Genomic DNA, 12,701 nt, shown 5'->3' with positions numbered 1-12,701 from the left:
TAACCAGCATGATAAATTTAATAGAGTAACCCACTATGAATATTATAAACACACGCGTTAAACACATAATAGCCGCTTCGCTTTGTATATTTAGCGCAACGAGTTCAGCCAATATAGTAAGAGTCGATCAGGTGCTTGGGCAGCTAAACCCAATAGAGCAGCGTATTGAGCAAACTATAGAGCGAGCACAGCGCCTGCCGCTTCCGGTGCCTGTTCCACAAATATCGATTGATGAACTAAAAGCGCAAATTAGTGAGCCAATTAGCAGCTTACCCAATGTGCTTAACATTAATATAAATAGCCAAAACACCGCATTTGTTGAAGTAGAGCTTGAAAACGGCTTTAGAGCAATAGAGCGCCAATGGTTATTAATGGCAAATAGCCAACAACTTAATACCCTAAAGCAGCAAAATGTAACCATTGTATCGGTAAAAAATTACAACGCACTTAACATGAGCATAGTGCGCTTTAATGTACCCCAAGGTGTTAACTCTAAAAGTGAGTTATTAAAAGCACTTAACTTAGATGAGTCTGCAATACTTGACCGAAACCACATTTACCAAGCGCAAACAGGCGAGCCTAGCGTGAAAGTAACACCAAATAAGCCTGTTGCTCCTTACTGCACACAAAGCGTAAAAATTGGCATGATCGACAGCGCAATTAATACCAAACACAACGCTTTTAAAGGCGCAAATATCACCACGCAAAGCTTTTTACCTAAAGGGTTAAGCTCGTCAAATTTACACGGCACCGCCATAGCGGGGTTAATTACAGGTAAAGGAGTAATGCTCAGCCCGCTTTTAAGCAGTGCAGAGCTATACAGTGCCGAGGTGTTTTATAGGCAATCTGAATATGCACAAGGGGCTACATTATTTGCCATAGTAGAGGCACTTAACTGGCTAGTTAGTAATAAAATCCCCGTAATAAATATGAGCCTAACAGGGCCAAATAACGCAATTTTAGAAGCAAGTATTACTGCAGCATTAAAACAAAACGTATTAATTGTAGCTGCTGCGGGTAACCAAGGGCCGGCGTCGCAGCCGTTATACCCAGGCGCGTATAAAAGCGTGATAGCGGTAAGTGCTATTGATTCAAAAAACCACATTTATAGATGGTCAAATAAAGGCGATTACATAGACTTTGCAGCCCTTGGTGTAAATGTTGTTACAAGCCAAGGCAATGGAAAATTTGGGAGGGAGTCGGGTACGTCAATGGCGGCGCCGCATGTAAGCGCGGCATTAAGTTGTTTATTGTTAAAACATGGTAATAATAAAACCAAAGCACTTAACGAGCTTACATCGCTGGTCGTCGATTTAGGCGAGCAAGGCAAAGACACCACCTTTGGTTATGGCGCTATTTACCCACCTAAAAGTGCACTTTAACTGACGCCGATAAAACCGATTGCGTATAGGTATTGCTACTAAGCTTTGATTGATAATCGCCATATTCAGCCTCGGCTATTAGCGTTACGTGCTCAAACACATCTACGTTATAAAACGCATTAACTACATTTCGGTGCTCATCTCGCGACGGTATTTGCTCAAAAAAATCATCCGTTGTTTGCTCATCGTAATCTTTATTTTGATAACGCCAGCCAGCCCCTACTTTGTTAGCCACATTAAAGGCCGTAAATTTGTGCGTAACTTTAGTAGTAAAGCCGTAGCCGTTAAAGTCGTAGCCGTTAAAGTCGGCGTTTTCTTTATCAGCACTTAGCGTTGCCATTAGCATGGTTTGGCCATTATTTATAAAATGATAAAGCGCTACATCCCCACCTACACCATCGGCATTACGTGCTTTTGCAGTAGCAAAACGTTTAGCTTTGGTTTTTATGCTCATACGCAAATACGTATGTGGGTTTAAAAAGTGGCCATAGTAAGCACTTGCTTGATTAAAATGTAAAAATGTTTCGCCATCTACATTTGCTTTTGCGCCATCGTAACGAACCCCTAGCTCATGGCTATTAAAGCTGTAGCTGCCATCTAAACCATATTGATGAAGGTCTAAATCGTATTGATCAAATTCATCGTAGTCTTGTTGTTCAAACCGATAGCTTGAGGTTAATTTGGCGCCTTTGGTTAATTGCCATTTTGCATTAACACCGGCTGCAGTTTTTATGCCACTGTCGCTTTGTGACGAAATATCATCAAGCTCCTGAACAGAGAGCGCTGAATTGCTTAATACCCCAACTTCTGCATCTGCATTTAGCTCAAAGCTACTTTTAAAGGGTTTATTTTGCTCAGGTGTTTTAACGTGGTTGGTTTGTGCAAGCACCGCTTGGGCACTAAAAACACACAATGTGGCGGTTATAACTGCTTTCATATTTATTCTCCAACAGGCCGAATAGGTTTCCCTATTCGGCATTTGTGCAAACACGCGGCGTATTAAAGGCCTAGGTCTAAGTCGTTAGTAATGTTGGTTACTACTTCACTTGCGGTGCTAAGTGCTACATCGTTACTAATTTGATCAGTAACCGCTGCACTCACCTGCCCGCTAACACTTTGTTGTACCGTGCTTTGTAAACTGCTAACCGTACTATCTTGCACACTGGCAATTAAAGATTGCTGAACACTACTTACAATTTCATTACTGGTATTAATTGCATCACCTAACTGCAGTGCAGAACTCACTGAGTTTGCAGCCGTATTAGTAATTGCTAATTGGTTTGTAAGCTCACCCGCATTAAGCGCACTCGCTGCATCAGCTTGTGTTACTGAATCGGTTGCGCTACTCACATTTGAAAGTAAAGAGGCACTTGTTGGTGTATCAGTAGTGTCAGGCTGAGTGCCTTGTTCAGAGGTAACAGAAAGTAATGACGATTGGCTCACTGCAGTCGTTAAATTACCCGCCGATGAGGTTAACTGCGTTGTTGCATCGAGCGCTGTATTGGCTGAGGTATTGCCTGTGGCATTTAAAGACGATGCAGATGCAACTAATGAATTTGCAGGCTCTGCGGCCTCACTGCTTTCTTGCGCTGAAGTTTGCGTGTTATTCGCCGTTGAATCTGTGTTTTGCGAGTCATCTGCCGTTACTTGTGTATTGCTAGATGCGTTTGTGTCATTGCTACCACTGGCTGTTAAACCATTTTGTGAAAGCGCAATAGATGTAGATGTTTGTTGCTGCGCCGACGTTGACTGAGATAGTTCAATATCAGCGGCATGCACTGCACCTGTAAAAGTACACACACCGCTTAACATCATTACGCTTACAATTTTATTTAATTTAGTCATTGTTTTGTCCTCTAGTTTGTCGGATTGACATAAAGAAGACGATTTACAAAAACACTTTATTCCAAAATAAATTAAAAAATTACAATAAAATCACTTATTAACTAAATTTCAAATACTTAAAGGTAAGCCAATACCCTACGGCGTTTGCGTTTCACTATTTTGTATCAGCAATAACAGATCCGCAGTGGCGGTTGCGTCGGCCAATGCGCGGTGATGGCTGGTTAAATTTAAATCAAAATGCGCACTAAGGTTACCAAGCGAATACGACTTTAAGCCTTTAAACGCTTTGCGCGATTCAACCACGGTGCACATTTTTGGCATTTTAAAAAAGTGCCCTGCCATCTCGCACTCTTTTTTAATAAAGCCGTAGTCAAAATTAACGTTATGGGCTACAAAAATACTGCCTGCGAGTATATCTAATAGCGGCTTAACTATATTGGCAAATACAGGCGCGTTGTAAACCATACTGTCGCTAATACCGGTTAATGACGTAATAAAGCCAGGTATATGGCGCTCGGGGTTAACTAAGCTTGTCCAAGTATCAATTACTTTACCGTGCTGCACTTTAACAATGCCAATTTCGGTAATTCGGTTGCCGCCTTTTAAGCCGCCCGTGGTTTCTATATCAACTACGCTGTAAACACGGTTTGGGTCTACAAACCACTTAACTGCAGCAATGTGTACTGTAAAGCCCACATTTTTTAAATTATCAATAGTTGTAAGTTGGTTGCGCCTAAGCTTATCGCCTGGGGCTTTTACTTCTTCAAAATGTACTTGGCCATTATTAATAACCATTAAGTCGGGGTAGCCGTCTTTTAGCTGTAAATAATGTTTACTCATGGCTGCTAAGTGCGCAATTAGTGCCTCAAGTGGGCTGTTTAAAATAAGCGCTTCTAGTGGCTCTAATAAATTGCTGCGCCATCTAAATAAGCCATTGGGCTGATCAAAGTATTGCGCTGCATTTTTGCATACTAAATTAAGTAATGCTTGCGACGTTTGGCACTGAGCTAAGCGCTCGTTTATCTGTGTTTGCTGCGCTTCATAAAAATTACCAAGCCTTAATACTTGCGGATAAATATCAAACTCATTGCATGGCGGATAAGGCGACTCCACAAATAACTCGTGCCAAAATACTAAACCAAACAAACTTTGCCAAAGCGTGTTTTCGGTATTAAATACAGCCATACCTTCGCGAGTATAATAATCGTTTACGCCCTGCTCTACTTCACCTCGGTACAGTTCATCTATTTCTAGCACGCACTGAGTGTCGGCAAGCATGGCACTTAAACGCGAACGTGTTTTTTTATTAAACTTACGCATTAAAAAATCGTCAGCAAAATAAAGTAAATCATCAGTAAGTGGGTTTTCGATAATGGCTTCTAATCGAGCTTTTACCCACTCTTTATTGCCAAGCCTGTATTGCTCTCTTATTTGAATTTCTTGTGCTTCGCTATCATCCACGCACCCTTCAAGTAAACTAAAAGCAAGTTCGCTATCAACTGTTTTTAGCTGCCTATAAAGCCTAACTAATAGTTTGTTTTTTAATACAACGGCAATTGCACCATGTGCAGCTTGCACTAAAACCTGCGACGCTAAAGCAACATAGTCGCTCTCATCTGTAATATTTTTAAATGCTAACCGGTAACGGTTTAATAAATAGTTTGATTGCGCTTCGTCAAGTGTTTCAAAACGCGACAAGCTCTCGCTGTGTCCTTCGCGCGTAGCGGTTAAGCCTAAGTCTCGCATTACAAAACGGTTTTGATGATTCACATCTCCACTGCTTAGTTTACCTGCAAATAAAAACTCAAAATACTCGTAGTAATCACTGCGGTTATTAATTACATACTGGCTATAAAGTGGCGCAAGCTCTTGTGGGCGTGCTTTAAAAAACTCACGCGCAATATCCACCAGCGCGCCTTTAGCGGCACTCTTTTTAAAACTTATTTGCTCACTGTAATTACTTAGCAACTCAACCAAAGAAGGCTTAGTTAAGTGCGCTAAAAGCTGCGAATAATGCTGCTCGTTTGGCTCAAATAAAATACCGGCTTTTTTTAGCGTATAAATAGCCTGATGCGGCGAGGTTATTTCTTCATAATTAAGCGATTGCGCCTGCACTAAATAAGGCTTTCGCGAGTACACACGCGCCAACATGCATTGGCTTTGCTCATCTAGCTGGTTAATTTTACTAATAAATTCGCTGTGTTTGGGCTCAAGTAAATGCATACATTTACTAGTTACAAACTCAATAAGCTCTCTAAAATGCGCTAAATAGTATTTTGCTGGTAATTCTTTTTTCATAATATCGCCATAACTGTATATAAAAACAGTATCCAGCATTTATGCTTATTATTCAATCTTAAACTTGTAACTAAAACACGCTATAGTGAGCTTATTAAAGCAAATTCATTAAAAATAAAGGACTTACCATGAGCGCGCACCCATACGATGTTTTATCACTCAATAACGGCGCAAATATTATTTTTACGCCTTGCCCTGGCACAAAAACACAAAACTTAGCGGATTCAATCGCCACATTAAAAACTGCTGGCGCTAACGTGCTGCTGTCGCTTATGCCGCAAAAAGAACTTAAAAAAAACAACGTAGAAACAATTAATAGTGAGTGCAATAAGCACGATATAACCTGGTTTCATTTACCTATAAATGACGACGAAGCACCCAAACAGCCTTTTACATCAAGCTGGAACACCCACAAAACCGACATATTACAGGCCATACAACACAAACAAACCATTGCCATACATTGCAAAGGCGGTACAGGCCGCACAGGGTTGGTCGCTGCGCTTATTTTAAACTCGGCAGGTTACACAAAAGAAGAGGTATACAACCTAGTACAAGGCATTCGCCCTAAAGCACTCACTATAGAGCTGCAAAAAGAATACTTTGAGAGTTTTAGTCGGTAATAAAAAAGCTAGCGTAAAACAGCAAAGCTACTGATAGTTAAACGCCCATTAACTGGGTCACAGGCATAACCATTAGACGCGTTTATATTACCGGAATGCAATAAGTTACTTGGGTATATAACTGCGCGATTTAGCTTTGCCTCTACACTGTAAACTTGCTCAAACAAAGTTGTACTTCCATTTATATATTGTGGATTTTTATGAAGCTTTTGCGCCATGGCTTGTTGCTTAATAGCTTGCCTATAAAGCATAAGCCGCTCTTTTGTTATACGTTCGTACCCTAGGGCTCTATGCTTATAAAATGAAGTGCCACCATGAGTTTCATCACATAAAAAGTGCACTATAGCAAGTTGATTTATATTAGGTGTATCAAAATGAGGGAGCATTTGTATTGGCCTGAGCTTATCAGGCTCAGTGCATGCAATTGAAAAAGCAGAAAGAATTACATCGAACTCGCTTTTATCCGCCATATCAAAGTGTGAATTAATAATTGGCGCAAGCGCTTTTAACCGCTCGATATAACTAAGCGGTGCTGCTTTTCTTACTCCTGGGTAAAAATCACTTTCTTGTGCGCAAAACGCTTCTCTAGCACTTTGAGAAAACAAAGCAAAATTAATAAGCGCATCTACATTATTTACAAAATCATCAATAACAATAATAGGGGTTTTCTCTTCCCCTACAGTATGTATGTGTAACGCCATATTTTCGTTTAGTTTAAAATCAATCATCGGCTAAATTAAGCACTGCATTTTTACGCTCTATCAATGGGTATATTTGGCCAAGTGAGGTTATAACAGTATAAATAGCGGGTAATAAAGCGCTTTGATGTAAAAGTGTAATTTGATCACTATTAAGTTGTGCGAGTCTTTCTTGGTTAATAGTGTATAGGCCGTTTAACTTTGTTTTTTGACTGTTCTGAAACGTTACCTCAAGCGATAATGGCTGCAGTAGATCATGCTGTAACAAGGTATCAATTAACTTTTTATTGTCTATTTCGCCCTGTAGTAAATGCCCTAAACACTGCTTTATTTGTTTGAAATAGCTACTTTCTTCTGCGCTTTGGGTATAAATTGGTTCTAAATTATTCTGGCTTTGCGATCGATTATTAACGACTGCTGGGCTATTTAAATTAATACACACAGGGTATTGAGTTTGCTGCGCATGAGTATCACCAACAAAAAATGGCTGACGCTGTAATTGAAGCGGTAAATACACACCCTGCCACTGCGAGTTCTGATAAAACAAGTTCTCATGTTGCTCAAAGCCTAATAAAGCATTGAGTGTAAACTCCCCTGTTTCTGAGTTTTTTGCAAAAACTATAGGCTGCTGAACAGCAATTTGGTTTAGTTCCGCCATAACAACAGGAACCATATTAATGTTTTCTGCGTGTGATTGTGCCTTTTGTGTGTCTATTTTTATGTGCTGATGAGCACTTTGTTCTAATGCGACTAAATTTTCCATGTGTGTCTCTTTATTGTTTTTATGTGTAAATTTTTAAGCTAAATAGTGCTAAAACCATGATTCTTAACTTTATTTAATAATTCTCGGTTACTAGGTAAGTTAGTTACAGCTTGGTTTATCATGCTCTTATTTTTATCAAACTGACTTTTAGCAAAAACAGTGTCTTCAAGCATATAGGCAGTTGTGCTGTAGTCACTTCTAAAGCCCATACCATATAAAACATATTGATAACTCGCAGCTGGAAACACCTCATTGTTACTTGTAAAGTCGTGATCAGCAGGGGCGCGGTATTGCCATAGTTTCATTAGATCTTGTAAGCTTTGAGGAATCGTTTTAGGGTCTCTGTTATCGCTCCAAAATGCGTTATCGTCACGGGTTGATAAAATATAATGTAACTTTAAAAAGTCGATTATTTTTTCCCACCTATAGGTAAACGTCTCATTAAAGCGTTTGGCGGTAATATCCATAATATCCCGGGTATGGGGAAGTTGTTCGCTGATCATTTGTGCTGACATTTCTACTAATACCAATGCAGAAGCTTCTAGTGGCTCTAAAAAACCAGCCGAAAGCCCAACCGCAACACAGTTGTTTTGCCAAAAATGTGAGCGGTGGCCACTTTTAATAGGGATTTTTCTAATTGTTAACGACTCTATTTTATCGCCTACATACTCTCTAAGCTTTTCCCTTGCTTGCGACTCGGTACTGTACTTACTGGAGTACACATAGCCCACCCCACGGCGATGCTGTAATCCTATATCCCATATCCAGCCCGCTTCTTGCGCTGTTGAAATTGTGTGAGATGCAATACTGTCATTTTCATCTTCATAAGGGACTTGCACTGCTAAGGCGGTATCAATAAACAGCACATCATCGCAGGGCTGAAAAGGAACCTTATAATGCTCGCCTAATAACAATGATGAAAAACCAGTGCAATCGATAAATAAATCACCGCTAATTTCACCTTGTTGCTTTGTAGTAACGCTTGCAATATCGCCATTTTTAGCACTATTGACCTGCGTTACATCAGCTAAAATATGTTTAACGCCTAGCTGCTGCGTACAATGTTTTTGTAAAAAAACGGCAAATTTTGCAGAGTCTAAATGGTAGGCATAATTGGCTATAGCAGCATATTCTGGTGTACGAATTGTTTTAGGGGCAAGCCCTTGCTCACAAATAGCTTCTTGGTAACACACTGCGTTTGAAAAAGACGTTGGCTCTGCTGTGTTATTTAACCAATGCCCTGCCATATCGGTTTTTGAAAAGCCCTGCGGCAGAACTAATGGGTGATAGTAAAAATCATCATCGCTGCCATCCACCCATTTGGCGAATTTTGCTCCTTGCTTAAAGCTTGCTTCACACTCGCGTATAAAATCGGTTTCGCTAATACCAAGTGCTATTAATGTACTACGCATGGTAGGCCAAGTGCCTTCACCAACACCTATAATTGGTACATTTGGAGATTCAACTAGCACAACATTAAGACCATCGGGGGTATTACTTTTATGGTCCGCCGCTAATCGACCAGCTGTTAGCCAGCCTGCTATACCACCACCAACGACAACCACTGTTTTTATTTCTTTATTTTGCTGGTTCATGCTTGTTACCTATAAAGGCATATTTAAAAAGTGGCTATTACTAAATGTAAAAGCCACTTTTATTATTTAAGTTAGAAACTTCCACGAACACCTAACGCAAAACGTCGCCCGCTATCTTCAACCATTAGTAATTGATTAGAGAAGCGACCACGTTTGTGTACGTATTCTTCGGTTAAGTTTATACCCTCAAAGAACACCGATACATTTTCGGTAATATCATAGCTGCCACTGGCATCGAATTGTGCATAGTCTTCAACTATCGTCACACCATCACCATTTAACTGTGTTAATGACTGTACAAAGCTATCGCGCCAGTTATAGGCTAAACGCGCCTGAAATGGGCCATTCTCATAAAAGCCAACCACATTATAAGAGTCGCTTAAGCCTGTTAATGCAAATACTTGAGTTATATCTGCAGGGTCTAGTTCTGCATCACTATCAACAAATGTTGCATTAACCATAAAACCAAAGCCACTATCAAAACTATGCTGTAAGGCTATTTCCCAGCCATCAACAATCGCCGATTCGCTATTATTTGGTAATGTGTTTGTAAATACAGCCGTCGAGTCAGCAGCGTCAGGGTTATCTACATCGTTACCTGTTGAGGGGTCAGTCAACAATCCGCCGTTAGACAATTCAAAGGTTAAATCTTCAGTGGTATTTATAATGAAGTTAGCAACATTCTTTCTAAAGTAACCAGCGGATAAATAACTGGCATCAGCGTAATACCACTCTAATGATAAATCTAAGTTATCAGAGGTAAATGGCTCAAGCGCAGGGTTACCAGAGCTTGATGTTAAATTGCCCCCTTGGCGCGTTGTTTCAATTACTGTTACAGGCGACATACTATCGAGTGTTGGTCGCGTAATTGTTTGTGATACAGCAGCACGTGCTATTAGCTCATCGCTTATTTCAAGCTTTACGCTAAAGTTAGGTAAAATCGCTTCGTAATCTGAACTTGCTGAAATATTTTCTACGGCGCCGAAATTAGCAAGCATTTCTGTTTTATCTAAGATAGTTAACGCGCTAACCGGCTCATCTGTGCCCTTTACTTTTACATCGGTGCTTTCATATCTAAAGCCCGCTGTTGCGTATAAAGGCATGCCTGCAAGTTCAGCTTCAAAATCAAATTCTGTATAAAACGAGAAAGTATCTTCAGTTATCTCAAACGACTTATTACGTTTAACTGCATCAAAACTAATAGGCTGACCATTCGCCGCAGCTATTTGCTCAAGGTACGCAAAGTTTGCCTCTCCATCATGTGCAAGCCATGACGTTGGCATACGACCGCTGCCGCTCACATCACCTAAAAAGTCATCTCCTGCGTCAAATACAAATTGCGCTAAGCCATCCATACTTGGGTCATCTGGGTAACCACAAAAGGTACAGTGAATACCTACGCCTTCGTTGTCCCAACGATCAAGGCTTTTAGTTTCAGTTGAATACATAGCACCAAATTTAACCGAAACTAGGCCTGAGCTGCCATCGTTATGCCAAATGCTATCCCAACGAAACTGATCCACAGTATCTTCTACAGCCCAACCACGGCGAAGCATTACGTGTGCACGGCTGTTGGCTGTATCTAAATGATTTGATACGCCATCAGGTGCAACTGCAGGGTTATAAGCAACACCGTCCAGCTCTTGCTGGCCGCTATAAATGTTAGGGTTAGCAGAGGCAAACTCACTCGCGTAAGGTAAGATACCGCCATCCACTTCAAATCGAACTCGGTTAGCATAGCCAATCAACGATAGCTGATCGCCACCGCCATTATTAGCCTCACGCTTGGCTTTTGAGTGGCTCAAATCAAACTTCATATTTAAGTTATCGTTTACATGCCAATCAAAGTTTAAACCTAATGCGCTAGAGTTGGTTAAACGATCAAACTTTTTAGCGTGCATATCGGTGGCAAGACCTACCTCTTGATATAAATCAACCACAGTGCCATTTTCATCAACGGTTGGGCCTGCAGCATCACCAAAGCCTTCTAAGTTTGGCGCTGTAAACCAGTGCCCGTAAGACGTTGTGTCTGCTTCTACATCAAAATCTGAATAGAGCGCATCAGCAGTGATAACTAAATCATCTGAAGGTGCATACTGTATAACTAAATTTGCATTAGTGCGTGTACGTGTCTCTGTAGTAACTTTATGATCGTAATTACGTGGCGAGAAAATATTACCGGTGTATGCTTGCCCGCTTTGAGTTTGAGGATTTGGGACGCCCACGTTTTCTAACCAGCCGTCTACCTGTGCCTGATTTAAGCGTGTTTCGCGTTCTTGACGAGAAACGGCAAACAACAAACCCAGTGTGTCATCATTAAATGTATTACTAATTAAGCCAGAAATCTCAGGTGTGGTTTCTTCGCTATTTTCATCGTAAATACCCTTAACGCTGCCTGCCACTTTAAAACCGCTAATTGCAAATGGTCGCGCTGTATTTACATTTACTGTTGAGCCAATACCACCAGATTGCATAGTGGCCGTTGAGGTTTTAAATACATCTAAGCTTTTAACCAATTCTGATGCAATGGTATCAAAGCTAAATGCACGGCTTTGATTCTCTGATGCCATTTGGCGTCCGTTTACTAGTACAGTATTAAACTGAGGGCCAAAACCACGCACCGTAATAAGCTGCCCTTCGCCGCCTGAACGGTCTATTGAAACCCCAGTAATACGTTGCAAAGACTCGGCTAAATTTGTGTCAGGAAATTTACCAATATCTTCTGCTGAAATGGAGTCAACCACGCCACCGGCTTCTCTTTTTGCATCCATGGCTCGACCAAGCGAGCCTCTAATTCCGCGTACTTCAATTATTTCTGGTTCTTGTGCTGCTGTTTCTGCTAATGCAGGGAGCGTTGTCATTGTGCTTAGTACAGCAAGTACTGCACTGGACACGCCATTTTTTTTATAGTTAGCCATGTTGTCAGTTCTCTCGAAGCTAGGGTCTATTAAAATAGAAATTTGCCCATCTTCGCTAACTTGCATTTGCAAGCCGGTACTGTCGAGTAAAGTCTGTAATGCATTTATTATTGAATACTCGCCAGTAATAGTATTTGTTTGTAACTGTTGAATTTTATCCAACGGAAAAAGCAAAGTAATATCGGCTTGCTCGGCAAAGTTTATTAGCGATAAATCGGCCCTTTGTCGAGGAATGTTAAACATTGCTTTTTCGTCCACCGAGCTCGCTTTCACCTCTGTGGTGACTAAGCTAAAAACAAGCACATATAGCGGTAAACAAAGTGGCAAATGTATACATTCCATGCGTATAGTTTTTGGCCATACACAGGATGAAGACGAGTGACTTTTTATTTTCCTCCATAAATATTTTTTATTTTTTTCAAATAATTTATTTTTTTGACTAGCCATACTTATTATTACTAAACCTTTATTATTTTTTGGTGTGCAAAAAAATGTTGTGGGGTTTCAACTAAAAAAGTTAAATATATTTTTATATTAATTAATTGGTTATATGAACACGTATAATTATAGAGCTAGCCT

The 12,701-nt window shown here is 40.4% G+C and carries 9 protein-coding genes; 2 read left to right on the top strand and 7 right to left on the bottom strand.

Annotated elements, in window-relative coordinates:
• The first annotated feature begins 35 nt into the window (after positions 1-35).
• Positions 36-1,382 (top strand): S8 family serine peptidase, encoded by a 1,347-nt coding sequence (locus H5126_RS15630; RefSeq protein ID WP_182721364.1) that lies wholly within the window; start codon positions 36-38, stop codon positions 1,380-1,382.
• Here the strand turns inward: H5126_RS15630 and H5126_RS15625 are convergent.
• The 3 genes from H5126_RS15625 to H5126_RS15615 form a co-directional block, all read right to left on the bottom strand.
• Complete coding sequence (locus H5126_RS15625) at positions 1,366-2,319, bottom strand: hypothetical protein (RefSeq protein ID WP_182721363.1); 954 nt, start codon at positions 2,317-2,319, stop codon at positions 1,366-1,368. The genes H5126_RS15630 and H5126_RS15625 overlap by 17 nt on opposite strands.
• A gap of 62 nt (positions 2,320-2,381) precedes the next feature.
• Positions 2,382-3,227, bottom strand: coding sequence for a hypothetical protein (locus H5126_RS15620; protein WP_182721362.1), 846 nt, complete (start codon positions 3,225-3,227; stop codon positions 2,382-2,384).
• Between the two features lie 135 nt (positions 3,228-3,362).
• Positions 3,363-5,564 carry an exonuclease domain-containing protein gene (locus H5126_RS15615; protein WP_182721361.1) on the bottom strand — a complete coding sequence of 734 codons (2,202 nt, stop codon included), beginning with the start codon at positions 5,562-5,564 and terminating at the stop codon, positions 3,363-3,365.
• An 89-nt stretch (positions 5,565-5,653) separates the two neighbouring features.
• Here H5126_RS15615 and H5126_RS15610 point away from each other — a divergent pair, with 89 nt between their 5' ends.
• Positions 5,654-6,148, top strand: a complete 495-nt coding sequence (locus H5126_RS15610) for a dual specificity protein phosphatase family protein (RefSeq protein WP_182721360.1) — start codon at positions 5,654-5,656, stop codon at positions 6,146-6,148.
• An 8-nt stretch (positions 6,149-6,156) separates the two neighbouring features.
• Here H5126_RS15610 and H5126_RS15605 read toward each other — a convergent pair whose 3' ends face one another.
• The 4 genes from H5126_RS15605 to H5126_RS15590 form a co-directional block, all read right to left on the bottom strand.
• Positions 6,157-6,876, bottom strand: a complete 720-nt coding sequence (locus H5126_RS15605) for a DUF6445 family protein (RefSeq protein WP_182721359.1) — start codon at positions 6,874-6,876, stop codon at positions 6,157-6,159.
• Positions 6,869-7,609, bottom strand: coding sequence for a SapC family protein (locus tag H5126_RS15600; protein ID WP_182674402.1), 741 nt, complete (start codon positions 7,607-7,609; stop codon positions 6,869-6,871). Before H5126_RS15600 ends, H5126_RS15605 begins: the two co-directional genes overlap by 8 nt.
• 38 nt (positions 7,610-7,647) lie before the next feature.
• Positions 7,648-9,204 (bottom strand): tryptophan halogenase family protein, encoded by a 1,557-nt coding sequence (locus tag H5126_RS15595; RefSeq protein WP_182721358.1) that lies wholly within the window; start codon positions 9,202-9,204, stop codon positions 7,648-7,650.
• A gap of 71 nt (positions 9,205-9,275) precedes the next feature.
• Positions 9,276-12,569, bottom strand: a complete 3,294-nt coding sequence (locus tag H5126_RS15590) for a TonB-dependent receptor (RefSeq protein WP_182721370.1) — start codon at positions 12,567-12,569, stop codon at positions 9,276-9,278.
• Between the last annotated feature and the right edge of the window lie 132 nt (positions 12,570-12,701).

It is taken from the genome of Pseudoalteromonas sp. SG45-3 (assembly GCF_014164075.1).
In the GTDB taxonomy this organism is placed as follows: Bacteria; Pseudomonadota; Gammaproteobacteria; order Enterobacterales; family Alteromonadaceae; genus Pseudoalteromonas; species Pseudoalteromonas distincta.
The sequence above is the reverse complement of the archived record's forward strand: the minus strand, read 5'-3'. Positions and strand labels throughout refer to the sequence as shown.

Coding starts and splice junctions, on each gene's coding strand:
- H5126_RS15625 (WP_182721363.1), bottom strand. CDS start 2,319: ATGAAAGCAGTTATAACCGCCACATTGTGTGTTTTTAGTGCCCAAGCG.
- H5126_RS15600 (WP_182674402.1), bottom strand. CDS start 7,609: ATGGAAAATTTAGTCGCATTAGAACAAAGTGCTCATCAGCACATAAAA.
- H5126_RS15615 (WP_182721361.1), bottom strand. CDS start 5,564: ATGCTGGATACTGTTTTTATATACAGTTATGGCGATATTATGAAAAAA.
- H5126_RS15605 (WP_182721359.1), bottom strand. CDS start 6,876: ATGATTGATTTTAAACTAAACGAAAATATGGCGTTACACATACATACT.
- H5126_RS15620 (WP_182721362.1), bottom strand. CDS start 3,227: ATGACTAAATTAAATAAAATTGTAAGCGTAATGATGTTAAGCGGTGTG.
- H5126_RS15610 (WP_182721360.1), top strand. CDS start 5,654: ATGAGCGCGCACCCATACGATGTTTTATCACTCAATAACGGCGCAAAT.
- H5126_RS15595 (WP_182721358.1), bottom strand. CDS start 9,204: ATGAACCAGCAAAATAAAGAAATAAAAACAGTGGTTGTCGTTGGTGGT.
- H5126_RS15590 (WP_182721370.1), bottom strand. CDS start 12,569: ATGGCTAGTCAAAAAAATAAATTATTTGAAAAAAATAAAAAATATTTA.
- H5126_RS15630 (WP_182721364.1), top strand. CDS start 36: ATGAATATTATAAACACACGCGTTAAACACATAATAGCCGCTTCGCTT.